Source organism: Streptomyces sp. NBC_01304 (assembly GCF_035975855.1).
Taxonomy (GTDB): Bacteria; Actinomycetota; Actinomycetes; order Streptomycetales; family Streptomycetaceae; genus Streptomyces.
Genome location: NZ_CP109055.1, coordinates 3245454 through 3269056, shown reverse-complemented (window position 1 = coordinate 3269056; position 23603 = coordinate 3245454). Strand labels below are relative to the sequence as shown.

Annotated in this window: 29 protein-coding genes; 13 read left to right on the top strand and 16 right to left on the bottom strand. The window is 70.3% G+C overall.

Annotated features, from left to right (window positions below; genetic code table 11):
• Positions 1-12: 12 nt before the first annotated feature.
• The 16 genes from OG430_RS14175 to OG430_RS14100 all read right to left on the bottom strand — a co-directional run bounded on the left by OG430_RS14175 (position 13) and on the right by OG430_RS14100 (position 14060).
• Positions 13-756 carry a glycosyltransferase gene (locus tag OG430_RS14175; protein WP_327359089.1) on the bottom strand — a complete coding sequence of 248 codons (744 nt, stop codon included), beginning with the start codon at positions 754-756 and terminating at the stop codon, positions 13-15.
• A 74-nt stretch (positions 757-830) separates the two neighbouring features.
• Positions 831-1544, bottom strand: coding sequence for a hypothetical protein (locus tag OG430_RS14170; protein ID WP_327352842.1), 714 nt, complete (start codon positions 1542-1544; stop codon positions 831-833).
• A gap of 470 nt (positions 1545-2014) precedes the next feature.
• The gene (locus OG430_RS14165; RefSeq protein WP_327352841.1) at positions 2015-2533 is read right to left on the bottom strand and encodes a hypothetical protein; all 519 of its coding nucleotides are present in this window, start codon (positions 2531-2533) and stop codon (positions 2015-2017) included.
• A gap of 17 nt (positions 2534-2550) precedes the next feature.
• Positions 2551-3474, bottom strand: coding sequence for a hypothetical protein (locus tag OG430_RS14160; RefSeq protein ID WP_327352840.1), 924 nt, complete (start codon positions 3472-3474; stop codon positions 2551-2553).
• A 164-nt stretch (positions 3475-3638) separates the two neighbouring features.
• Positions 3639-4106: a hypothetical protein gene (locus tag OG430_RS14155; protein WP_327352839.1), complete on the bottom strand. Its 468-nt coding sequence runs from the start codon at positions 4104-4106 to the stop codon at positions 3639-3641.
• Positions 4107-4233: 127 nt separating this feature from the next.
• On the bottom strand, positions 4234-5052 hold the full coding sequence (locus OG430_RS14150; RefSeq protein ID WP_442816493.1) for a hypothetical protein: 819 nt from the start codon (positions 5050-5052) through the stop codon (positions 4234-4236).
• A 50-nt stretch (positions 5053-5102) separates the two neighbouring features.
• Positions 5103-5522 carry a hypothetical protein gene (locus OG430_RS14145; protein WP_327352838.1) on the bottom strand — a complete coding sequence of 140 codons (420 nt, stop codon included), beginning with the start codon at positions 5520-5522 and terminating at the stop codon, positions 5103-5105.
• Between the two features lie 106 nt (positions 5523-5628).
• Positions 5629-6135 (bottom strand): hypothetical protein, encoded by a 507-nt coding sequence (locus tag OG430_RS14140; protein WP_327352837.1) that lies wholly within the window; start codon positions 6133-6135, stop codon positions 5629-5631.
• 66 nt (positions 6136-6201) lie between these two features.
• Complete coding sequence (locus OG430_RS14135) at positions 6202-7716, bottom strand: ATP-binding protein (protein WP_327352836.1); 1515 nt, start codon at positions 7714-7716, stop codon at positions 6202-6204.
• Between the two features lie 46 nt (positions 7717-7762).
• On the bottom strand, positions 7763-8302 hold the full coding sequence (locus OG430_RS14130; RefSeq protein ID WP_327352835.1) for a hypothetical protein: 540 nt from the start codon (positions 8300-8302) through the stop codon (positions 7763-7765).
• Positions 8303-8325: 23 nt separating this feature from the next.
• Complete coding sequence (locus OG430_RS14125) at positions 8326-8796, bottom strand: DUF6238 family protein (RefSeq protein ID WP_327352834.1); 471 nt, start codon at positions 8794-8796, stop codon at positions 8326-8328.
• 57 nt (positions 8797-8853) lie between these two features.
• The gene (locus tag OG430_RS14120) at positions 8854-10326 is read right to left on the bottom strand and encodes an SCO6880 family protein (RefSeq protein WP_327352833.1); all 1473 of its coding nucleotides are present in this window, start codon (positions 10324-10326) and stop codon (positions 8854-8856) included.
• An 88-nt stretch (positions 10327-10414) separates the two neighbouring features.
• Positions 10415-11770 carry an SCO6881 family protein gene (locus OG430_RS14115; RefSeq protein WP_327352832.1) on the bottom strand — a complete coding sequence of 452 codons (1356 nt, stop codon included), beginning with the start codon at positions 11768-11770 and terminating at the stop codon, positions 10415-10417.
• Between the two features lie 33 nt (positions 11771-11803).
• Positions 11804-12484 carry a hypothetical protein gene (locus OG430_RS14110; RefSeq protein ID WP_327352831.1) on the bottom strand — a complete coding sequence of 227 codons (681 nt, stop codon included), beginning with the start codon at positions 12482-12484 and terminating at the stop codon, positions 11804-11806.
• Positions 12484-12801 carry a DUF6112 family protein gene (locus OG430_RS14105; protein WP_327352830.1) on the bottom strand — a complete coding sequence of 106 codons (318 nt, stop codon included), beginning with the start codon at positions 12799-12801 and terminating at the stop codon, positions 12484-12486. The genes OG430_RS14110 and OG430_RS14105 overlap by 1 nt, the downstream gene beginning before the upstream one ends.
• A 140-nt stretch (positions 12802-12941) precedes the next feature.
• Positions 12942-14060, bottom strand: a complete 1119-nt coding sequence (locus tag OG430_RS14100; protein WP_327352829.1) for a C40 family peptidase — start codon at positions 14058-14060, stop codon at positions 12942-12944.
• Between the two features lie 523 nt (positions 14061-14583).
• On the opposite strand from OG430_RS14100, the gene OG430_RS14095 reads away from it, so the two are divergent.
• The 13 genes from OG430_RS14095 (at position 14584) to OG430_RS14035 (ending at position 23590) form a co-directional block, all read left to right on the top strand.
• Positions 14584-15339, top strand: coding sequence for a DNA-methyltransferase (locus OG430_RS14095; protein ID WP_327352828.1), 756 nt, complete (start codon positions 14584-14586; stop codon positions 15337-15339).
• Between the two features lie 269 nt (positions 15340-15608).
• Positions 15609-16217: a DUF4913 domain-containing protein gene (locus OG430_RS14090; RefSeq protein WP_327359087.1), complete on the top strand. Its 609-nt coding sequence runs from the start codon at positions 15609-15611 to the stop codon at positions 16215-16217.
• Positions 16214-16702 (top strand): hypothetical protein, encoded by a 489-nt coding sequence (locus OG430_RS14085; RefSeq protein WP_327352827.1) that lies wholly within the window; start codon positions 16214-16216, stop codon positions 16700-16702. The genes OG430_RS14090 and OG430_RS14085 overlap by 4 nt, the downstream gene beginning before the upstream one ends.
• Positions 16699-17409 (top strand): DUF3631 domain-containing protein, encoded by a 711-nt coding sequence (locus OG430_RS14080; RefSeq protein ID WP_327352826.1) that lies wholly within the window; start codon positions 16699-16701, stop codon positions 17407-17409. Before OG430_RS14085 ends, OG430_RS14080 begins: the two co-directional genes overlap by 4 nt.
• Positions 17410-17438: 29 nt before the next feature.
• A complete protein-coding gene (locus tag OG430_RS14075) occupies positions 17439-17900 on the top strand; it encodes a GNAT family N-acetyltransferase (protein WP_327352825.1) in 462 nt (153 codons plus the stop codon).
• Positions 17897-18577 (top strand): hypothetical protein, encoded by a 681-nt coding sequence (locus OG430_RS14070; RefSeq protein WP_327352824.1) that lies wholly within the window; start codon positions 17897-17899, stop codon positions 18575-18577. Before OG430_RS14075 ends, OG430_RS14070 begins: the two co-directional genes overlap by 4 nt.
• 55 nt (positions 18578-18632) lie before the next feature.
• Entirely contained in the window at positions 18633-19349 is a 717-nt protein-coding gene (locus tag OG430_RS14065) for a hypothetical protein (RefSeq protein ID WP_327352823.1), read from the top strand.
• Between the two features lie 238 nt (positions 19350-19587).
• Positions 19588-20046, top strand: coding sequence for a hypothetical protein (locus OG430_RS14060; RefSeq protein WP_327352822.1), 459 nt, complete (start codon positions 19588-19590; stop codon positions 20044-20046).
• Positions 20043-20483 carry a hypothetical protein gene (locus tag OG430_RS14055; RefSeq protein WP_327352821.1) on the top strand — a complete coding sequence of 147 codons (441 nt, stop codon included), beginning with the start codon at positions 20043-20045 and terminating at the stop codon, positions 20481-20483. Before OG430_RS14060 ends, OG430_RS14055 begins: the two co-directional genes overlap by 4 nt.
• 10 nt (positions 20484-20493) lie before the next feature.
• Positions 20494-20916 carry a hypothetical protein gene (locus tag OG430_RS14050; protein WP_327352820.1) on the top strand — a complete coding sequence of 141 codons (423 nt, stop codon included), beginning with the start codon at positions 20494-20496 and terminating at the stop codon, positions 20914-20916.
• Positions 20917-20946: 30 nt separating this feature from the next.
• Positions 20947-21840, top strand: coding sequence for a winged helix-turn-helix transcriptional regulator (locus OG430_RS14045; protein ID WP_327352819.1), 894 nt, complete (start codon positions 20947-20949; stop codon positions 21838-21840).
• The gene (locus OG430_RS14040) at positions 21837-22352 is read left to right on the top strand and encodes a hypothetical protein (protein WP_327352818.1); all 516 of its coding nucleotides are present in this window, start codon (positions 21837-21839) and stop codon (positions 22350-22352) included. Before OG430_RS14045 ends, OG430_RS14040 begins: the two co-directional genes overlap by 4 nt.
• Positions 22349-23590, top strand: a complete 1242-nt coding sequence (locus tag OG430_RS14035; protein ID WP_327352817.1) for an MFS transporter — start codon at positions 22349-22351, stop codon at positions 23588-23590. The genes OG430_RS14040 and OG430_RS14035 overlap by 4 nt, the downstream gene beginning before the upstream one ends.
• The last annotated feature ends 13 nt before the right edge of the window (positions 23591-23603 follow it).

Genomic DNA, 23603 nt, shown 5'->3' with positions numbered 1-23603 from the left:
CGGAGCGTCCAACTACGCAGGCGCGGAGGTGGAATCGCGGAGGGAGAGCGACGCGACGCGCAGGCTGACACCAAACCGGTGCGCGAAGGCCCGCGCTCTCGCCTCCAGTTCGGCGTACGAGTCCTGCGCGGTCATCTGCCCGGCGTGCTTGCGGTATCGGTAGACCGGGACGGGCAGCACGATGCCGGGGGCGAGGCAGGTGACCGCGAGGGTGCAGTAGTCCTCGCCCTGGACGAGCCCGCCCATGGGGGCCGCGCGCACCAGGTCGGTGCGGGCGAGGAGGGTGGTCGGGCCGAGCGGGATGGTGTCGGCGGGGTCCTTCCAGTACCGCCATACGTCCCCGGCCTCGTGCCGGCCCGGCGGCGTCGGAGGCCGCCACAGGGTCGTGGTCCCGTCCGCGTGGAGGTCCTGGCTGTATCCGGCGCACCAGCCCACTCCGGTTTCCTCCAGGGTGCGCAGCCGCAGCGCCATGGCCCAGTCGGTGAACTCGTCATCGTCATCGGCCCAGTTGACGTACTCGGTGTGTACGTCGGTGAGCGCGAAGTTCCGGGCGCAGGCCGCGCCGACCGAACGCGGGAGGGCGAGGGTGCGCACGCGAGGGTCGGCGGCGAGGGCAGCGGGCAGCCGGGCGGGGTCGGCGCCGTCGAGGGCAATGACGGCCTCCCACGGCACGCTCTGACGGCACAGACTGGCGTGCATGGCAGCGAGAAACGCCAGGCGGTCCGGGCGCAGTTGGGTGGCGATGACGACGGTGATCTTCGGACGCGAGTGCGGGGGCAGCGGGTTCTCCGGGCGGGGCGGCGGTCGGGGACGGTGCGGGAGCGTCGGCGCTAGCGGCGGGCGGACTTGCGGGGCGGCGGCGCCGATGCGGACGTGGTGGACAGCCGCGGGGCGGAACGCGGCGCGACGATCGGAGCCCGGGAGTCCGGATGCCAGGCACTTGGATTGGCGACGATGCGACTGAGTGGGTCGGTGTCCCACGCGACGACAGGGCCGTGGTCGTACGCCTGCAGGGCGATCACTTCGACGCCGTGCGGGTGCAGGACGTACGCCCATTCCAGCTCGTCGGTGCCGTCCTGCGTGATCAGCTCACGCTCGGCCGGGGTGCCGTCCGCCCAGGTCACGTTGGTCATCTGACGGCTGGGGTATTCGTCGCCCCCGGTCAGGGAGCGGCGCAAGGCAGCGGGAGCGCCGTCGAGAAGGTCGGTGCCCAGCTCGTCCCAACCGTGTTCCACGTCGTCGATCAAGTGCCGGGCCATGGCCTCCAGGTCGCCGGCGAACCGGTGCTGGTAGGCGGCCAGGAGCAGCGGGAGCTTGTTGTCGGGGTAGCCGTCGAAGTGGACGTACATGCCGGCGTATCCGTCGGCGGTGGGGCGGGCGATGACAGAGCGGGTGGACAGGTCGGTCTCCTGAAATGAGGTGGTCAGTGCGCGCGGGGACGCGTCGGCGCTGCCGCGATGGGCGACGGCGTGGGGCCGGGCGGCGCTGTGCGGGCGGTGGTCTTCGGCGGGATGCTGGCCGGGATCGGCCGGTCGGGCGCCCACAGGCTTGCGGTGTCGCGGAACCGCGCGCGGGGGTCGGTGCCCCACGCGACGACCGGGCCGCGTGCCGCGCCGGGCGCGCTGATCACTTCGATGCCCGACGGGTGGAGGACGTAGCCCCAGCTCAGCTGGGACGCCGTTCGCTCGGTCCAGGTGAACGGGGGCAGCGTCGGGTGAGCCGGGTACCGGCGGCCGGGTTCGTTACGCCCGCCGGCCAGGTGCTCGCGCAGCGCATCGGGTGCACCGTCCAGGAGGTCGGTGCCCAGGACGGACCAGCCCTCCGGCGCCTCGTCGATGAGGTACGCGGTCAGGGCGTCGGTGTCCCCGGCGAAGCGATGCTGGTGTGCGGCGAGCAGCAGGGGCAGGTGATGGCTGGGGTAGCCGTCCCAGTGGACGTAACTGCCGGCGTATCCGGTGCCGGTGGGACGGGCTATGACAGAACGAGTGGACAGAGGATCTTCCTGTCGGCAGGGTCAGCGGGCGGATCGGCGTGCGGGCGCAGGCGGTGCGACAGGAGCCGCAGGCACGGCCCGCGGGAGTTGCGCGGATGCCGATCGGTTCGTGCGCCGGTAGATGCTGGCCAGGTGGTCCTCGCTCAAGTAGGCGAGTCGATCACTGAGTGCTGACAGCTCCTCGGCGTGCTGGCGGTAGCGCGCGGCGATGCCTGGTTCCTGGTTGTGCTCGCACCATTCGGCCGCGGTCTCCAGGAACGTGTGCAGCTCGCCGAGGCCACTGCGTCCGTCGCCGAGGACGGCCTGCGCAACGGTGTTCAACTCGGCTGCTGTGCGTACCCGGTAGAGCTGACGGGTCCAGTCGATGATGCTCTGACCAGCCTCGTCGCCGGGGAGCGAGGCGCTGAACTCCTGTGCGTCGTAGGCGGCCCAGCGATGCAGGTCGTCGGCGGTCGGCCGGTCGTCCCGATGGGCAGTGATCTGCTCGGTGGTGCGACCGACGTTGTCGTACAACTCGAAGTCGGGGTGGGGCAGGGACAAGGGATCCCTCCGCTCGGCTACGCGCGGTCCGTCGAAGCGGAGCCGACGGGCGGGCCGGAGGCGTCAGTGCGGGCGCACGTGTAGCCGATCAGACGGGACGGAGCGGCCTTCGCGGGCACGGTGGCGGCATCGGCACAGACGAACGTGTACGTCACCGACGTGCGCGGGATGCCGTGCAGCCAGGCGTTGTCGTCCTTGTCGGGATTGATCTGCAGCCCGGAGTGCGCGACGGCGTCGGTCTGCGTATGGGTGTGGGCAAACAGCACCAGCGCGCCGCCGTCGCTGGTCTTCAGCGCGTAGGCGTCCTTGAACCGGTTGGTGCCGCCGGCGAAGACGGTGGTGCCCAACTTCCCGAACTTGCGGGTGGTTTCGTCGTGGACCTTGATCTGCTGCTGGCTGGCCCTGGTCGGGTCGAAGACCTTGGTGCCGGTGTTCGTCCCGCCGGTCGCGAAGTTGTCGAGCACCGCGGTGCGCAGCAGGCTGGCGTCGGCCGCGAGCTGCTTATTGCCGCTGGCGGCGACCGCAGTGGCGTAGCCGTCCTTGTCGAGGGCGACGTCCGGCAGCGTCGTGCCAGCGAGGTCGACGACGGAGACCAGCTCCCACCGCTTGTCCTTCGGCTGCTCGGCGAAGACGGCGATGCGGCTCGGGTCCTTGCCCTTCTCGCCGGAGAGCGCGGCGGCGAACCAGCGGTTCTGGCCGGTGGTGAAGCGCGGGATGTACAGCTTGGCGCTGGAGGTGTCGTACGACCAGGGCTTGTACGGCTTGCGGTCGGCCTTGGGCAGGCCCTCGGTCTCGGTGTAGTCGGAGACGGACATCGCGTACATCGGCCCGTCCTCGACGGTGTCGAGCAGGGTCTGGTCGCGCTGTGCGCTGGCCTCGTTGTTGATCTTCGAGTAGTTACTGATGACGGCGCGGGCCTGCGCGTCACTGAGCGCGGGCACCGGCTTCGGAGCGGCAGGCGTGGTGGCGTTCTTCTTCGTAGATGGGGCGTCGTCGCTGCTGCAGGCGGTGGCGGCCCCGGTGAGCAGCGCGGCGCAGACGAGCAGGGGAAGGACACGGCGGGCGGTGTGGATGGGTGTGCTCCAGGGTCTTGGTCGGGAAGGGATCAGCGGCTGCGGGAGATGGCAGGGCCGGGCGGGGTGACAGGGATCGTGCTGGTCGTGCTGGGGCTGCGGCTCGGCGTCGGCGCAGCGGCGAGCCGGTCGGCCTGCTGATGGAGCCGACCGCCGGCCTGGTTCAGCCGCTGGCGCGTGCTGTCGATCCGGGCGTGCAGCTGGGAGCGCTCGGACTCGATGGCCGTGGTGCGCTGCGCGGAGCGGGGAAGAGAGCCGAGCTGGTGGAGGGCGCCGGCATGGGCGACGGCTTCGCCGAGGTCGGCCAGAGCGTGCCCCATGGCACCCACGGTGCGCGTGAGCTGGGCGACCGTACGGCGGGTGATGTCGGATTCCGGGTCGCGTCCGCGTCGCACGGTGCGTGCGGCGAAGGCTGCCGCGGTGGTGAGGTGGGTGATCAGTCCGGCGACGTCGCGAGTCCGGTCATCGAGGTCATCGAGGTTGTCGGCGCCGGAGTGCACCGAGTCGGTGAGCGGCAGCTCGTCGGCCGCACTGTGGATGCGCTCGGCCAGCGAGTGCAGCTGACCGACCTGGTCGTAAGGGAAGGGCAGATGGACTCCTGGAAGTGTGCGGCGGGTGACGGCGCGGTCAGCGGGTTCGGGTGCCGGGACGTCCGGCCCGCGGTACGGCAGCAGCGGGTTTCCCCACGGGCGGGGACATCTGTGCGCTGGCGGCAGACGCTTGACGCGGTGGTGCGCGGCGGCGGGGGGCTTCGCGTGCGGGTGAGGTTCTCGGCACCGCGTCGGGAGCGCCGAAGGGGTGCGCGCCGCCGAGGAGGGAGGGGGTGCCGTCGAGTTCGTCGAGCCACTTGAGGAGCTTGGGCAGGTTCTTGTCGGGCCCGTACGCGAGGTAGGTGCCGTCGGCGCTGTCGCAGCCGAACCACTCGGCGATCTTCAGACGGGACCGGGAGTTGACGCGGCCCATGTGCACGCCCTTGCCGCGGGCCTTTGCCTCGCGGGCCAGCCGTTCGGCGACCGGGCCGAGTTTCCATTCGGTCGATCCGGCCAGGAACAGGACGTCGAAGCTGTCCCAGGGCAGCAGCCCGGGTTGATCGCAGCCGTCCTGTGCCGCGAAGGCCGCGGGGACGCCCAGCTCGCGAATGCGGGCCAGCCACGGCAGCGACTCGGTGAGGGTGCCGTCGGCGTCGAACGGCTGGTCCGGGGCGAGCGCCCACAGACAGCGATCCGGCCCGTACCTCTCGATGGTCCGCGACAGCCAGGTGAACCACGCCTCGGCGCCGGGCCAGTAGCGGCCTTTGCCGTCGCTGCCGAACTTGGAGTTGTCGCAGGCGTACAGGGCGCCTTCGGGGATGCGGCTGCCCTGCGCGGGGGTGGTCATACAGCCGATGCGTCCCGCGCTCATCGCGGCCCGTATGTCAGGCCCCGAGGGAGTGCCGAGGTAGCGCACGGCGCACCTCCCTGGCGCCGCCGCAGACCGTCATCCGGGCGGCGCCGCGGTCAACGGTGGTGGCCGCGGTTGGCCGTGGTCGCGGGTGGCGGCACGGTGATCGTGACCTTCGGAGTGGGTATGTCTCGTGGCCGGGTGCCTTGCCGGGAAGGGGACTTGGAGGCTGCCACCTGCCGGTATGCGCTGATGGTTTCTCTGAGGCGGTCGACGGCATCAGCCCGGCGCGCGGCGAGGATGTCGATCTGCGTGCCGGTGTTTTGCAGCACGCCGCGCGAGTTGATCGACGCGTTCCCGGCGGCGGCGTGCGTCAGCGTGGAGGCCGCGCCCTGAGCGGCCTCGGTGAACTGCGTGTGGACGTGGTCCAAGTGGCGTGCGGCCGTGTACAGCAGGTCGGCGAGGACCAGTTCGGGGCCGTCATTGTGAAGGCGGCCGAGGGCTTGAGGCGAGGCGCCGAGCTTTTCGTGCACCATCCGGGAGCCGGGACCGGCGGATCGCGGAGGACTGGCTGGGTGTTCGATGAGGGCATCCAGGGATCGGGGACGGTGGATACGTCTCGACTGATGGTCTGTATTGCCGTCAGTTCGGCGTGGGCGCGGCGGCGATGGGGCCACTGTCTAGCAGCGAGGCGTTGATCTTGAACTGGTTGGCGGCGGTGCAGATCGCGGTGCGGGCGTGATCGATGTCCTGCTGCAGGGCCGAGAGCAGAACCTTCGGAGCTTTGACCTGCGGGTTTGTAGTTGGTGCAAAGATCTGATGGTGGGCGCTGATCTGGTCCATGGCCTGGGTCAGGTGGAGTTGAGCGAGTCCCAGGGGAGCTGCGCACTGGCGGATGGCAGTAGCGAGCATCAGGTGGTCATCACCCTTGCCGTTAAAACTGCTGACGAGGTCTCCCACGATGCAGCCCAGTTCCCAGGTGACGTGTGTGAGCGCCGCATCGATCGTGTCGCTGATGAACTCCCCCTGTCCTTGGGCGACGGAGTGCGGCAGCTGGTCTGCGACCCGTTCGAGGCTCCGCGCCGTTGACCGGCAGTAGTCGGGGTTGGTCCTACGGATCTCATAGGGGTGGATGGAGGTGTCGTACATTCCTGTCCTGAGTAGATGTCTGAGACGGTCGTGACCTGCTAAATAGGCGGGACTCGCTGACCTTCGTCAGTGCATTCGGGCATCCGTGTCAAAGAGGGCCAATTCATGTGAATGCAGGAGATGTTGGACGATGAAAGATCGTCCGGCGACCTTCCAGAGCCCTCGTCCGCGATTGAGGTGCGAGATCGCGTCGGCCTCCACCGACGTCAGCCCCAACAGTGCTGCGGCGGCGTGAAGTTGGTCGGTCTCCTGCCGGTAGATGATGCGCGTGGAGCAGTCGGCGAGCAGGCCCTCGGCGAGCGCCCGGCCACGGGATCCGGCGTCACCGGCGGTGAGCAAGTCGCTGAGCCGGTGGATGACCATGAGGTTGGCGATGCCCAGGCCGCGGCTCAGCTTCCACTGGGACTGCATCCTCGCGAGCAGGCCGGGGTGGCGCATCAGGCGCCATGCCTCGTCGTAGACGATCCAGCGCCGACCGCCGTTCGGGTCGGACAGCGCGGACTCCATCCACGCGGAGGCGCAGGTCATGGCGAGCACGAGCGCGGTGTCATCGCCGGCCCCGCCCAGGCGCGACAGGTCGATGGTCAGCATCGGCGAGTTGGGGTCGAACGCCACGGTGCTGGGGGCGTCGAACATGCCGGCCAGGTCACCGTGCACGAGGCGGCGCATGGCGTGGGCCAGGTCGCGGGAGGCGTCGCCGAGGCGGCCGGACATGACGCCCCCGGCTACGTCGAGTTCGTCGGGGTTGTTGAGGGTGGCGGCAATGTCGCCGAGCAGCGGGGTGCGTCCATTCGCGGCGGCACGGGTGACGACGGCGTCCAGGGCGACGTCGAGACCGGTGTGCTCCATCGGCAGCAGGTCCCGCCCGAGCACGGTGCGGGCCAGTGAGCCGAGCAGCAGCAGACGGCGCTTGCGGATCTCGCCCGCCCAGTCGGCCTCGGAGACACTGTTGGGTCGCGGCGCTGCGTCCAGGGGGTTGAGCTTGCCGGGCAGCCCCGGCCCGAGGGCGATGGAGGTGCCGCCCAACGCCTGGGCCACGGGCGTCCATTCGCCCTTGGGATCACACGGGACGTAGACCCGGTAGCCGAAGGCAATCGACCGCAGCGCGAAGGACTTCGCGAGCGCGGACTTGCCCTGCCCGATCACGCCCGCGAGCAGGACATTCGGGTTTGTGAAGCCCTCGATCTTGCCGTACAGCGCGAACGGGTCGAAACAGAAGCTGGCTTCAGCGTGCACGTCACGGCCGATGTAGATGCCCTCGGCGCCGAGGCCACCCTCGGCGAGGAACGGGTACGCGCCGCTGGCTGTGGCGGTGGTCATGCGGTGGGCGGGCAGCTTGATCTTGTTGTTGCGGGAGGATGTGGGGCCGGGGCGGCCGGAGGGCGGGAAGAGCGGCGCCGGCATCTCCTGTTCCTCCGCGCCGGCACCGCTGGTGTGGGCGGTCGCTTCGACGCGGGCCTTCGCGGCGGCCTCGGCGAGCTGCCGACGGGCGACCTTGCGGGCGGACCGGTCGGTGCCGTGTGGGGTGAACAGGGGGCTGGCGCTGGCGCGGCGGGCTCGGCGAGCGGGCCGGTGGCTCATGACGGGGCGGCTTTCACGTGACGGCGGTCTGGATGCGGTGCGGGGGTCAGATGACCGGGGAGGCGTCGAACAGAATCGGGGCTTGGTAGCTCTTGCCGTCGCCCGACCAGTCCAGCTCGATATAGCCGTCGGCGAGGTAGCCGCCGCTGCCCACCGGGTACTTGAGGGTTCCCGTCTCGTAGGAGCCGTTTCCGCCGTTGCTGCTGTGTTCGAGGGCGTTCTCGAGCCCCGTGTAGTTGGCGTACTTCGCGACCTTGTCCGGGCCGCTGACGCTCTTCTTGGTCTGCAGGTGGAAGCGTGCCTTGTTGAGGGTGCCGCTGTTGTTCTGCTTGGACGAGTAGGGGCCGTCCCAATAGACCGTCGCCGTGGTGTAGATGTAGCCGCCGCTCCTCTTGGCGCACAGCTTTACGGTCAGATCCCAGTTGTCGGAGTCGGGGCCGGAGTACGACGGGTCGTCGACGGTGTAGTCGCTGGTGGTGCAGCGGTAGCTGGCGGCGGAGGCCGGTGCGGCGGTTGCCAGGGCTGCGGTGCCGGCGAGCGCGGCAATGATGACGGCGGTGGAGGTGGAGCGCTTGAGCGTGCGCATGCAGGGCCTTTCGGTGGTGGGGGTTACTGGCTGCAGGTAGTGGTGTGGCCGGGTGCCGGGGTGTTGAGGTCGGCCGGCGTGGTCTTGCGGCGTACGACGTGTCCGGCGGCGAGGTGGCGCTGGCAGATGGTCAGGACGAGCGGCCCCTCGGGCAGTCGCTCGGGGTGGCATTCGGTACCCGCCGAGGTCTCGTCGGCCACGGGCAGGAGGTGGAAGGCGTCGTGCACGGCAGCGGTGGCCTGCCACAGCCGGATGTGTGCGGTGGCGAGCTGTCGGCCGGCGGCGGGATGCGGGGGCCGGGTGGTCTCGGCGAGCTGGTCGAGCAGCTGGTGCAGCGCGGTCAGGTGGGCGTGCAGCACGTCGAGGTGCACGCGGTCCGCGTACGAGGCGGGGTGCTGGGCGCGCGGGGCGATGGTGCGCGCATGGTGGCGGATGCCGGCGCTGGCGGCCCGCAGGTACGGGTACGCGTCGCCGACGGGGTTGGCAGAGGTCAAAGGGGAAGGGTTCCTTCCTGCCGCGATGGCAGGACGTCGGCTGGCGCCGGGGGCGGACTAAAGAGCGGTGCGCGCGAGTGGGAGGGCGCCGAGCGTGAAGGCGTCGGGCTGTTGGAAGTTCAGGCGCCGCAGGTCGACTTGGGCGGTGACGGCGGCGGTTTCGATCTGTGCGCAGGCGGCGTCGAGGAGGGCGTCGGTCTCGGCGGACACCGTCAGCAGTCCGGTCAGGGCGACGTCGGCGTGGCCGGCGATGAGCTGGCGTTCGCGGGTTTTGACGTCGGCGTACTCGACGCTGTCGGCTTCGGAGTCGACCTGTCCGCGTCGCGAGCGTTCGTTGGCGTCGGCGATGATCGCCGCTTTTTTGCGCTGCACGTCGCGCATCGCGGATTCGAGTCCCTGGGGCACGTATATAAGGGACAGGGTGCGGCGGACTCCGGCGGTGAACATCAGCCCGTGGAGGAAGCCCGCGGATGTTTCGGTGCGTGGCCAGTCCTCGACCCAATACGTCGCGTGCCGGGCGGAGTCGGTGGTGAGCCGGTCGTACTCCTCGACCTGGACCACCGGCCCGGCGGCAGCCGGGTCGGCCTCGGCCCGGCCGGACTCTGACCACTGCTGCAGTCCGGAGAGCGCCTTGGGGTCGTAGGCGGTGCGGATGACGGCTGCGATCTCGCGGGCACTGAGCCAGCCGGTCACCATCAGTCCGGCGCTGCGCGCGGCCTGTGCGATGGAGGACGTGGTCTGTTCCATCACTGTGAAGGCGCCGGGCAGTCCGCCGCCGGCCTGGCTGATGAGGCGCTTGGCGGCCTTGAGGTCGAGGGAGATCGCCAGGTACGCCTCATGCGGGGCGGCGGCCGGTCCGGCGGAGGCGACCAGGTCGCTGTAGACCTGCCCGGCCACCAGGGTTTCGGGGTGGCCCTGCTGGCTCCAGTGGCGGGCGAGGGTGTCGCCGCTGTCGGGGACGGTGCGTTCCAGGACCTGCACGGTGGCGACGTGTCCGGTGCGGGCGATGCCCGCCAGGGCCCGTCCCCAGCCGGTGACGTTGTGGTTCTGGGTCGCGGGGTCCAGGAGCGCGAAGGCCCGGCTGGAAACCCGGGCGATGGCGGTCAGGGTCTGCTGGTGCGGGTCGTGGACGGCGGCGGCGCCGTTGGCGGAGTCGCCGGGGGTGACCACACGCAGCGAGGCGACGGTGCCGGGCAGGTGCAGGACGCCGTCCTGGCGGGGGCGGGTGACGGGCCGGCCGAGCCACAGGGTCTGCCCGGTGCGGCGCCGCTGCGCGAAGCGCAGGACGATCGGCGTCCAGTCGATCAGCGAGCGGCCGTGCCGGCGGATGGCGACCAGGGCGGCGACCACCGCCCACAGCGGGGTCAGGGCGATGGCGCCGAGCAGGCCGGTGGATACCACCGTGGCCAGCAGGAGCGCCAAGGCGCAGGAGACCAGGACGAGTTGGGGCAGGGAGAGGCCGAGCAGAATGCCGCGCCTGGACCGGTGGGGGAATTTGACGGTGAGCGGTGTGACGGTGAGATCAGACAAGGGCCGTTCCGAGGGTGCGCGGGGCGATGGCCGGGGCGGCACGCGGCGAGTAGTGCGCAGCGCGTGCCGCCCCGGAGTCGGGCGGGAGCTACAGGCCGGTCGGCGGGGGCGGCGGTGTGCCGGTCCCGCTGGTGCCGGTCGAGGTAGGTGCCGGCGGGGCACCCTGCGGCGGGGGCGTGGAGCTGCCAGCACCGGGCTGCGACATGAAGCCACTGCCACCGCTGGGGGGCGATGCGGAACCGCCGCCGCCTCCGGGCGCGCCGCCTACCTGGCCGCTGGTGTCGTCGTTGGGGCTCGTCGGGGGCGGCTGGACGGCCTTTTCGAGGCCGTTCTTGAGTCCGTCGCCTCCGGAACCCTGAGAGCCTTGGCCTTCCTGGCCGCCGCCTCCGGTGGGGTTGGCGGCGATGTCGCCGGGGAATCCGCCGCCGCCGGCGGCATCGGGCCCCTGGGCGGCGCCCGCTCCGGCTGCCGCGCCGCCGGTTCCGGCGGTGGCTGCCATGGCGGCGGCCTTGCGGGTGGCCTTCTCGGCGTGCTGTTTGGCGAGTTGGGCGCCAGCACCACCGGCGCGGTGAATCGATTCTCCGTCCGTGCCCTCGGCCGCCCAGTGGACGAACTTGAAGGTGGCGTACGGGCAGAGCAGCACCAAGACCATGATGACGATGCCGGCCAAGACGTCGGCGAGCGCGCCGATCCCGTCCTTGGCCTCGGTCTTACCCATCGCGGCAATGCCGAGCACGAAGATCACGGTCATCAGGAGCTTGGAGACGACGAGGGTGGCGGTGGCCTCGATCCATCCGCGGCGCCACCGGCGGGCGACCTCCCAGCCGCCGCCGGCCCCGGCGAACACGGCGAGGGTGACCATGACGAGGATGCCGACCTTGCGGACCATCATCACGCACCAGTACATGACGGCCCCGATCGCGGCACCGAGACCGGCGAACACCGCGACGAGCCAGCCCAGTCCGGCAAGGCCCGGGATCATGCTGACCTTCACGATGCGACGTACCGCGGATTCGATGTTCAGGTGCGAGGCTTTGAACAGCCCGTCTGATAGAGCATCGACCACCTCGATGGCGACGGTCGTGCACGCGATAGCGGCAAAGGCGAACAGGACGCCGCCCGCAGTGCCCGTGAACGCCTGCGTCAGGGCCTGGCCATCTCGCTTGAACGCGGCCCGGACGAGCTGGGCACAGAAGGTTCCGACGAGGATGATCAGGCCGATCGGCAGCAACATCTCGTAGTTGTCGACGAACCAGCCCGCGTTCAAGTCCACTTTGGTCGTCTTGTTGACCGCCTCGGCAGCCAAATCGGCGGAAGCAGCGGCGAGTTCACCGGAACTCTTGGCCATCCAGTCACCGATCGCCTTGCCGGGGTCGGATGCGAAATCAACCGCTTCGCCGACTGCGCACAGCTTGTCTGCGAGGGGGAGGCCGCAGAAGTCCAAGGGAAGATCCCTCCTTTCTGGAGGTCGGGCAGGTCACTGCGTGACGCTGGGAGCGATGGCGACCAGGGAACAGTCGTGGTTGGGCCGGCACTGCACGGCGAGGGTCACGGCGCGGTCCTCGGCTCCGCCGCCGCCCTTCTTCCACTCGATCTGCTGCTTGCCGTTGACGGTGACGACGTAGATGTACGCCTTCGTGATCGCGGACGGGTCATCGGCGAGGGCCTGCTTGAACGCGCTGGGGTAGTGGCCTTCGGTGACCGTGCCGGTGGCGTGCTGGTCCTGGTCGGCCATGCGCGACCACAGCAGCGGGTCGGGCACCTGGCCGGAGACAGATGTCCAGTCGGCGTACTTGGTCTCCTTGGTCATCCACGCCTGCATGCCCGCGAGTTGCTGGTCACGGCTGGTGTCGCGGGTGTCGTACGACCAGAGCATCTGGGCCGCGGCCTTGGCGAAGGCGACTGGTTCGGCGATCTGCGGCGGCTTGGGAACCGACCCCGACCCGGCCGCGGGGGCGGGCGCGGCCTCAGAGGGTGAGGAACTGCCCGCCGCTGGCGGAGTCTTGGCGTTCTGACTGTGTTCGCCGTTGCCGGAGAACCAGGCGGCGGTCGCGGCGATGGCGAGCAGCGCGGTGATGACCAGGGCGCCGATCGCGACGCGCTTGTTAGCGGACCAGGTCACGCCGTACCCGGACAGGGAGGGGAGTCGTTTCGGCATCAGTGGACCTGCGACCCCAGGCCGGAAAAGAACGCCACGATTCCGTTGGCGGCGCCGAGGCCGAGTGCGGCGCCGGCTGCGACGACCGCGCCCTTCTTGCCGTTGGCCTCGGCCTGGTGGCCACCGGTGTGGTGGCCCCAGGCCCACACGCCGAGGGAAACGGCCAGGGCGCCGACGACGGCGACGATCCCGAACATGTTGATGCTGTTCACGACGTTCTTCAGCACGCTCAGTCCGGGCAGGCCGCCGCCCTTGGGGGAGATGCCTGGGTCGTAGGCGAGGAGGACTGCGGCGCGGTCTGCGAGAGGTATGGGCATGGGTGTGGCGGGGCTCCTTGCGTGCGCAGGCCGTGCAGGGGCCGGCGGAAGGGAAGAGAGAGGGAGGAGAGGGGTGCGCTCGCGGCTCGAGAAGTGGCCCGGCGGGCGCGGCCCGGGAGGTGTCCGGGCGGCGCGCGGCGTCAGAGGACGCGGCGGACGGCGAGAATGTCCCAGTCCTTGATCGGGGTGATCCGGACCGGTTTTGAGGTGCGCGGCGCCTCGATGACGAGGCCCTCGCCCATGTACATGCCGACGTGTTCGGGCCGGGCGGCGGTGCCGCGGCTGAAGATCAGGTCACCGGGCTTGAGGTTCTTCGCCGAGACGGCCTTGCCCTCGTTGACCTGCGTATACGTGGTGCGGGTGAGCTTGACGTCGGCGTGCGCGTACGCCTGCTGCATCAGCGAGCTGCAGTCGCAGCGGCCCATTGGGTCGGGGCCGTGGGAGTCGGTGCACGAGCCGCCCCACTGGTAGAGCGTGCCGAGCTGGTGCATGGCCCACTCGATGGCCTTGCGCGCCTTCGGGGCGGCGTCCTTGGGGATCTTGTAGCCCTTCGGGACGCTGCCCTCGGGGATCCGCCCGAAGGACGTGCCGTCCTTGTCCGGCGTGCACCCGCCGGAACTGGACTCGGTGTCCTTGTCCTTGGTGGGCTTGTCCTTGTCGGCGTTCGGGAACGTGGCGGCGATGGCCTGCTGCAGCGCGGTGGCGAGGTCCTCCCACTGCGCGTACGCGTCGGGGTAGCCGGACTTCTGGACGGCCTGGGCGGCTTGGGTGACCTTCATCTGCTGCCAGCCGTCGATCTTGAGCAGGGCCTTGTAGAAGCGCTCGGAGGCGTAGACCGGATCGCGGATCTGCTGCGCGGTTCCCCACCCCTGGCTGGGGCGTTGCTGGAACAAGCCGAGGCTGTCCCGGTCACCGGAGTTGAGGTTGCGCAGCCGTGATTCCTGCATCGCGGTGGCAATCGCGATGATCTGCCCCTTCTTGGGCACATCAAGGCTGATGCCGGTAGCCACGATGGTCTGCGCGTTGGGGATCTGCTCGGCCGGAAGGTCCAGGCCCTGGATGTGGATGTCCCTGCCGGACGCACCGTCGAGGAGCTTGGTGACTTCCTTGGTCACCTCGCCGGCGTCGATGCCGGTCAGGCATCCGCTGAACGATGCGGTGGTAGTGGCTTCGCTGGAGGACGCCATCATCATGGCGGTGCCCGCGAGCAGGAGCGGAGAGAGGACGACGACGCCGATGCCGGCGGCTATGCCCTTCAATCCGGTCCGCCTCCCGGAAGGCGGTCACGGGCCGGCGGACGGATCGCGGGCAGGAGAGGGTAGAGCGATGTCACAGCGGGGTCCTTGGTGAAGTCCCGGCGGCGCGTGCGTCGTTGAGGAAAGGGCGCGACGTCCGGGTGGTGGGCAATTCAGGTGGCCCGGGTGTCGTTGCGAGTTGCTGCTCGCAACGGCACAGGGCGTCGGGTCAGGTGTGCCAGGACATGGGGATACCTCCACGAAGGCAGGGGCGGGGATGCGCCATCGGCGGTGTTCGCCGGGCAGTTCCAAAACAGTAAGGGCGGATCCCCGGTTGCCGAAATCGTCTCCGATCAAGGCTCTATTTCGGGGTTTTCGGCTGCGATAGCGCTCAACCGGGGATCGTGCCCTACAGTTTTGGCTCCTCCCCTCGCCCCCTCACATTGCAGACCGCGGAGCCGTCCGCCCGCATTCGGTCCTGTGGCGTCATATCGGCGAGCTGGAGTGTCTCTCCCTCATCTCACACGACCCGAATTGGGGTATTTCTTTGCCTTTTTCTCTGCACCAGGGCGACGCGCTCGGCGTCCTCGCTGAGCTTCCGGACAACTGCGTCGACTCCGTCATCACCGACCCGCCGTACAACAGCGGTGGGCGGACGGCGAAGGAGCGCACCTCCCGGTCCGCGAAGCAGAAGTACACCTCGGCTGACGCCGGGCATGAGCTGCCGGACTTCACCGGCGAGAACATGGACCAGCGCTCCTACGGCTTCTGGCTGACTCAGACCATGACCGAGGCCATCAGGCTCACCAAGGTCGGCGGTACCGCGTTGATCTTCACGGACTGGCGGCAGCTTCCGATCACGACGGACGCCATCCAGGCCGCCGGCTGGCTGTGGCGCGGTGTGCTCGCCTGGCACAAGCCGCAGGCCAGGCCGCAGCGCGGCAGGTTCACGCAAAACTGTGAGTTCATCGTCTGGGCGTCCAACGGCCCGATCGATGCCGCCCGCAACCCGGTCTACCTGCCCGGCCTCTACAGCGCCTCGCAGCCCAGCGGCAAGGCGCGCCAGCACATCACGCAGAAGCCGGTCTCCGTCATGCGCGAGCTGGTGCAGATCGCTCCGGAAGGCGGCACGGTGCTCGACTTCACCTGCGGCTCCGGCTCGACCGGGGTCGCTGCCCTGCTGGAGGGGCGCGACTTCATCGGCGTCGAGAAGACCAAGCACTACGCCGAGATCGCCGCCGACCGTCTCACCGAAACGCTGCAACAGACCCTCTCCCAGGATGACTTGACCCTCACCGCCTGAGGCTGACCTTGCCGAGCGGCGCGGCCTGCGGCGCGTTCTATGCGTGCCGCGCCGCGCCGCGCGCAGCGTTATAGCAGCGAAGTCCCGGTTACCGAAACCGGGGATTCTCTGGATCGTTGGAGCCGAAATTCACGCCCTATGGCCGCGGCCCAAGGAGGCCCTTTTTCGTGCCTGAATCCATAAACCCACCGGAGGACGCGGAGACGGAACGGGCCCGGATACCCGACTCCCATTTCCCCTCGGAGGACGGCGAGACGGAGCCGATCCGGATGCCGGACGTCGATCTGGCGAGCGTCAACGCGAACGTCGCCAAACTGATGGCGCGATCCGCAGAGCACGCCCGCCAGATCGACAGCCTCGCCGCCGCACCACCGTCACCGGACTCGCCGTTCGCCGCCTACGGGCTGCCGGGGTTCGCGGGCCTACCTGCGGCGCCTGCACCGCCCGAACCGCGCCCGATCCTCGAGCTGGAGGACGAGGAGTACGAGGACGAACTCGATGCACTCAGCGACTGGGTCGACGATTTCCTCCTCCGGGTCTACGGGGCGGAGGTCACGACCGCCGCCCCGTGGTGCGAGCAGTGGCAGGAGCACGCCGACGTCGTCGCCTGGCTTCACGCCCTGTGGCTGGCCTACCAGCAGCACAAGGACGCCGAAGCCGGACTGTCCGGACTGTTCGTGTGGCACCGGGACTTCCTCACCCACGCCATGGCCACCGTCCGAGCAGCCGGAGGACCGCTGTCCGCGTGCATGACCGATCCGGACCGGCCCGCTCACCGCCTGCTGCCCGGCCCTCGTCCCTCGAACCGGACCACCACCGCCACCGAGGAGCACGAGGACCACGAGGAGACCGGCGAGCCCGGCCAGGCCGACGGATGACCGGCAACGAGGACCGGCCGGCGTTCGGCCTGTCCTTCGACCCCCGCGCCTTGACCGACCTCCTCCAGGCCCCCGGCGACATCCGCGACCTGGCGCTCTCCCAGCTCCAAGACATCGTCAACGCCCGCCTGTTCGGCGCCAAACTCACCCGCGACCTCGCCGGATGCCGCAAGGTCTACGTCGATCACCGCAACGCATGGCGCATCGTCTACGCCCAGCGGCCGGCGCCCGCGAACTCCACGCACACCACCGAGATCCACGTCGTGGCCGTACGGCCGCGCGAGGCGCACGACGTGTACGACACCGCCCGCGCCCGCCTCGGCATCCGCCGACGCCCCCTGGGTGAACGCACCCACGCCGCCCGCACCCGCTCGCCGCAGCTGGGCACGCGCCCGCCCGTCCCCAAACCGGGACCCGCGCCCTACGCGATCCCCGGCCTTCCCCGACCCGCACTGCCCCCGACCCTGAAGGGCCCCATTCGTTGACGCAGTTCCCCACCCTGATCGACCAGGTCGCCGCCGCCGTACTCGCTCCGACCCAGGTCACCGAGAACCCGCACCACCGCGCCATCCTCAACGTGTTCGTCGAGGTCCAGGAACTCGACCGGCAGCTCGATGAGCTAGCCGCCGCCGACCTTCCCGGGGTCAGCCCCACTGAGCAGCTGAACACACTGACCGACCTGCTGGTCGAACGGATGGCAGCCGGTGCCGAGTTGAGCGCGCTCCTGTCCACCTCCTGCTGCTGCGCCGCCGCGTACGAGCCCGCGTCCCCGGCCGAATACGAACCGGAGGACGACGAGGAGCCCGACTTCGACACGGACTTCGAAGGATTCGACGACTTCGCAGACCTGCAGGGCCCGGACGACTTCGACGACCCCCACGACGACGCCTGCGAAGAGTTTCTGACCTGCCCCAGCCGCCCGCAGACGATCGTCCACGCCTGCCTCGACGTCTTCGACGACGAGGGTTCCCCGCAGTACGTGAGCACCGCAGAGCTGGTTGAGCGCCTGCGCGATCTGCCCGGTCAGGCCGATGGACGCTGGCGCTACGCCGACCTCACCCCGCTGCGGCTGGGCCTGCTCCTGCGCACCTACGGAGTCCAGCCCCGCAAGCCGCGGGCCACTGACGGCAGCCGCTACCGGGCCTATCGACGCGCCGACCTGCTGGCTGCCCGCCCGAGTTGCTCCTGCTGACGCATCCAGCCCTCACGCGGACCCAGCAGGTGGCGGAGGCGGACTGGGACCTGGTCGCCGCCTTCCACGCGCAGTGCTCCGAGCAGAACCTGTTCCGCCGCTGGGGCCGCACCCGCCTCACGCCCCGCGACCTGTCCTGGCTGCTCGCCCACGCGCAGTGCTGGATCGGACTCGACGCAGACGAGCGGCCTCTGGCCCTGGTCTGCGTCGGGCCGGTCAGTCGGGAGCTGGGAGTCTTCGACCTCGGGCTGCAGGTGGTCGACCACCGTCACCGGCAGGGCATCGGCACGGCTTTGGCCCGGCATGCTGCCCGCCTGGCTCGCGCGCGAGGAGGCCACACCCTCTCCGCGTTCACGCAGGCGTCGAACGCGCCCATGCTCCGGATCCTCGACCGCCTCGGACCGACCCGGCACACCCGTGACGGCCCGTACGTCGAGATCCGTGTCGCCTTGGACGCGCTCGCCCCAGATCCAAAAGCCGCCCTGCAATGACCTCACCCCCTTCCGGCCGACAGATACCCACCGCCCTCGATCACCGGATCGAAACCGCTGTGGGCTACAGCGTCGAGGAGCTACGTCGGCACCGCGACGGCGGACTCCTGGACGCACCGCACGCGGCCTTGGCCGATGCCCATCGCGACCTAGTGGTGGCCGAGCGGGACGTCACCTTCTATCGCGTCCGCCTCGCTCGGCTCGCCACCAGCGAACTATCGGTGGACCAAGCGCTGTTCGCACGGATCAATCGCACCCTCGCTCAACTGGCCGAGGCCGCCGACGTACGCGATACGAAGCAGACCGCGGCAGCCGCGGTGCTGGAGCCGATCGAGGCCGCCGCTCCTCGGCAGGCGCCACGACAGATCGCGACGAAGGACGTCGCGGCCCTGCTCGCCATCGCCCAGGGCGCCAAGTTGCACGAGCACCTCGTCACCCACCGCCTCGCGGTGGCGACTCCCACCCGCACCCGCATCTCCTACGCCCAGCTGCAGCGCCTGGAGGAGATGGGCCTGGTGGAGCGCGACACCGCGCACCCGGTGCAGGCCGGGCAGCCCGTCACCCTCACCGACGCCGGCCGAGCCGTGCTGACCGCACCCCGCCGCGCCGGACCGCCCGGGACCACGCCCGCGCCCCTGCCGCTGGCAGTCCCCGCTGTCTCCCGTACACACCGCTGAACAGGACGTCTGTGCCGCACGCACGGCGTCGAAGGCGACACGACCGAAAGTACCGATGCCCAGCTACGAACCCGATTTCCGCCTCGACGGATACGAAGCCGTCAACGACCACGTCGCCGATCAGTTCTGGGGGCACATCGGCATCGAGCAGGACCAGATGGCCGTCCTCGCCGAGCACCACAGCGACGACGCCGAGCACAGCTTCTACCTGATGCACAACGGAGCCGTCACCTGGGGCATCCCTGGGGAACCGCAACTCGTCGCCCTGTATCTCAAACGCGACCCGACGACACGCACCTACCGCTTCGACCACGCGGAACTGCCCCTGCCGTCCATGGCCCAGTCCTGGCTAATCGCCCGCGGCTGTCCCGAGGAGAAGATCCTCCTGGCCGACGGCATGGGCAACACGCCCGCGAACGAAGCCACCCGTGTTCTGGAGGAGCGGCTGCGCAGCGACGGCGACCACTTCGCCCTACTCATCAGTTACACCCACGACAGCGATCCGATCGAGACGACCGTGATGCTGCGCGCCCTCGACGAAAAGGCGGCGGTGCCCTTCCGCGTGCTGCTCGAAGAAGTCGACAGCGACGCTTGGACGTACACCCTGCGCGAGGGCGGTTTCCAGACCTTCGAGTCCGCCACTCAGTGGTGGGAAGCGCACTGGAACGGCGAGGAGCCCCCGCTGCCGACGGCCTCACCGGCGGCCCGGCCCGCCACCGCTGCCCCGGGACTGCCGGCTCTCCCCGCGCCGCCGCGCGGACCGAGCCGCTGAACTCCCGCTAGCGCGAAGGCATTTCCCGCGCCGACCCCGGCGGAATGCCATCTGCCGTGTGCGAAGTGGCGCGGAACGTAACACGCAATCCCCGGTTACCGAAACCGGGGATTCTCCGGACTCTTGTTCTCAGCCCACCCGGCACCCGCCTGGGGCTGCATTCCGCATTCCCACCCCAAGGCATGGGGTCGATTCCCCGTGCCCGCACGCGAATTACCGAAGAGAAGGGAGAATTCCTGTGCTCGACGCCAGCGAAGACGTGATGCGCGTCATCACCGAGCAAATCGAGAACCGATTCCAGATGCCGCTCGCCGACCTGCGCCGGGCGGTTCAGGCGGCACCGCAGGCCAACCCCGAGGCCACCACCGTCGTCCACTGGTACGGCCTGCTCACCGAAACGCAGCAGGCGCTCGACATCGCGGAAGACGCGCTCGTCGAGGCCCTGGGCACCCAGCCGCCCGACGTACTCGACGACCCCGTCATGGAGTTGGCCCACCAGGTCAACGCAGCTGTCGCCTCCCGCGACGGCCGCGCCATGGTGGTGACCTACCTCCTCGACCCCAACGCCCCCGGAAAGCGCGGCCCCGGCGTGTGGCGTGGCGCGTCCCCCGCCGCCCGCCGCGCTCCGGCCCTGCCCACCTCCCCGCCCACGCTGCCCAGCGCGCGGGACACCACGGCATACGGGGCGGCACGGTGAGCGTCATCGACAAGCCCACCAGTCGCGACGGGGCACTGCAGGAAGCGTTCGGCGCCGACGTAGCCGAGCTGTACGCGCAGGCAGCACGCGGCGAGGCCAATGCCGCACTGCAGCGCGCACTGGAACTGCGGAGCTTCCTCGCCATCGCCGAAGAACAGGTTGCCCGCGTCCGAGATCGCGTCCATGCCGTGACGGCCGCCGACGCAGACATGGGCGATCCGTCCGCCAGCGATCTGCGGTGGGACGCGGACTGGCTGGAGGCGGCACTGGCCGGCCGAGACGGCTACACCGCCGCGCTCGACGAGCTGCTGCGCACCATGCCGCCCCCGACGCAACTGGCAGCCCTGACCCCCGCATTGAGCCCGAAGATCACCGCCGCCGCGCCGCCCACCCCGGCCGCACCCCGCGCCGGGGCGGCGCGGATGCGCCACCCCTGAAAGTCACCGCTTGCCCCAGCCCGACACACCGTCCCACGCCGTTTCCCAGCTCGTCGCCGAACGCATCGAGGCGCTGTACGGACAGCCGCTCGCCGAACTCGAAGCCCTCGCCGACACCACCCCCGACACGACCCTGCTCGCCGCCCTGACCGGCAACCACAGCGACCTGGCCCTCGCCGAAAGCAACATCGCCTTCCAGCTGCAGCGGCTGCGTGAACTCACCGCCCCTGACAGGGAGATCAGCCGGTTCAGCGCCGGCCACATCCTCGACTGCGCCCGCCGCATCGCCGAGTCCGTCGCCACCCGAGACGCCTACGCCAAGAGCACCACCGCGGTCTTGGGCGGACTGCGCCGCGTGCCCGGCCTAGGCACCCAACCCCCGGCTCCGCCGGTACCCGCCGCCCCGACGGCGACCACCTCCCGCACCCGCTGATCCACCCGCACCGCTTGAGGAGCCCCCATCTTGGCCACCACCGCGCCGCCCCCCGCCACACCGAACGATCTCTTGGGCGTCACCAAAACCCTGGACCTGCTCGCCCCGCGCTGGAGCGTGTGGGTGCTGATGACCGTCTCCTCCCAGCCGCTGCGCTACGCCGAGTTCAAGCCCCGGCTGCCGTGGCTGGCCGATGGCCAGCTCCATCCCCGGCTGCGTCACCTCACGAACGCCGGCGTGGTCGAGCGCACGGAGTACGCCCCGCGCCACGTCACCTACGGCCTCACCAGCCGCGGTGCCGCGCTGCTGCCAGTCCTCTCGGTGATCGCGGCCTGGGGCGACACATATCTGGAGAAGGACCTGGTCGCCAACAAGCACACCGGCGAGATGGAGCCCGAGCGGATCGCGCCGGCCCAGAACATCGACGACGCCGTCGCCCTGCTCGCGCCGCGCCACACCACCCCGATCCTGTGGTCCCTGCAGGCCCGCGGCACCGCGACCGCCAAGACCGTGGCCACCGAGGCCATGCCGGACTACGGGCTGAACGCCGTCTACAAGCCCCTGGAGCGCCTGGTCGCCGACGGCCTGGTCACCACCAGCGGAACGGGCGGCTACCAGTTGACCGCCAGCGGACGGGCACTCGCCCCCGTCTTCGAGGCCATCTCCGCCTGGGCGACCGCTCCGTCCATCGAGGCCGATGCCCGCCGGTCTCGGGGGCAGAGCATCGCCCCGTCGCAGAACCGTTCCGGCCCGTGGGCCACCACTCCACCCCGTCTCCCGGCGCCTGCAGTTCCGGCGGCACCAGCGGCCCGTCCCGCCCTGACCACCACGACCCCGGACGGCCCGGCGTGGCTGCCCGGCGACCTCTTCTCCCACCAGATACCCGCCCGCCCGATCTCCCCGGCAGGAGGCCCGCGCCGATGAACCGCTCCGTGCCCGAGAACCTCCTGCATGAACGCCGCGCGATCAGGATCCTGACCCTGCCGGGCCTGATACGCCTGGTGACCGAGATCGACGACAACGGCCCCATCAGCCACCAGAAGGGCAGCCTGCAGGGCGCCTTCGGCGACCTCACCCCCGGGCAACTGCGCCACGCCATCGACATCGCCCGCGATCTCGGCCTGGTCCACGCCGATCAGCAGGCCCCCGACCGCTACCGGCTCACCGAGAGCGGCGAGGCCCTCGCCGAGCTGTACGACACCGCGGCCCGCTGGGCACGCACACGCCATTTCCCCGACACCAGCACCGACTTCGTCACCCGCGTCCAGCACACCCTCCAGCTGAACAGCCGCAGCCCGCACGCGTCCGGCTCGACGCTGGAACCGTCGGCGCCACATCAGGTTCTGAGCGAGTTCTTGCAGGCGAACCCCCGCGTCCTGAACCACACCGACGCCCGCTCCTCCCAGGAGGCGGCGGAAGCGGGGCGCGCTGCGTGAGATCCCGAGTCGGACCGCGGCATGCCCGCCGCCCGGTCCCCACCCTGCTGCGCGGCATCTACCTGCCGCGCAGCACGGACGCCGCCGCGTTCGCCATGACGACGTACGGCATCCCGCTGCTGGTACTGGCCACCACCGACTCCGCGGCCCTGACCGGCCTCGCCTTCGCGCTGGAGTGGATTCCGAGACTGGGGGCGTTCGCCTTCGCCGGGGCCCTGGTCGACCGGCACGGGACCACCTCCGTGCTCCGCTATGCCTCCGTTGCTCGGGCCCTGGTCGTCCTGGCCGCCGCGTTCATCCTTCCGACGCAGGAGGCAGGGCTCGGGGCGACGGTCACGGTCATGGTGCTCGCCGCGTCCACCGGGATCCTCACCGAGTGCTCGTACATCGCGGTCGAGACCGCGGGCGGGGTGGCCAGCCGCGAGGCCGGCACCCGCGCCCACCGGGTGCAGTCGGTGCTCCTCGGCATCGACCAGGTCGCCACCCTGTCCGGCCCCGCCCTTGCCGGCCTCCTGCTCCAGTGGGCCGGAGCAGCCGGAATGCTGACGGTGATCGCCGTCTTCTCGCTGTTCACCAGCGTCCTGGCCCCGCGCCAGTACCTCCGCCAGGAGCCCGAGGTGCCGCAGCCCGTCTTGAAGGGACTGCGCACCGGATGGTCGACCCTGCGGGCGCTGCCGACGCTCGGCTGGCTGGTGGCCGGACTGACCGTGTCCAACTTGGCCGTCGGTCTGCTGCAGGCCGCCGCCCCGGTGATCATCGTCAAGCAGCTCGGCCACTCCACAGCCGACGTCGGATTCATCTGGTCCATCGCGGCCGTCGCCTCACTCGGCGCTGTCCTCCTGTGCCGCCGGGCGATTGACCGCTTCGGCCTGTGGCCGGTCGGTGCTGTCTCCGCCACGATCGCCGCCACGGCGTGCCTGGCCGTCTCCTTCGCGGGCACCTACCACGCCTATCTCGCCCTGATCGCCGTCCTCATGGCCGGCGAGGGCGGCATGACCGTCGTGCTGCGCACCCTGCGCTCCCGCCTCATCCCCGCAGACGTATTCGGCGCCACCCTCTCCCTAACGATCTTGGTGCTGCTGCTGCCCTTCCCGATGGCAGGCGTCCTCGTCGCCATCGTGTCGCCCGCTCAGCTCGGCCATGTCATCGCTCTCTGCGCCGTGCTCCAGGCCGCGGGCCTGTTCGTCGCCTTCTCCCGGCTGCGCGCCACCCCCGCCCTGCGCACCTCATTCGCCTGACCGTCCCGATCAC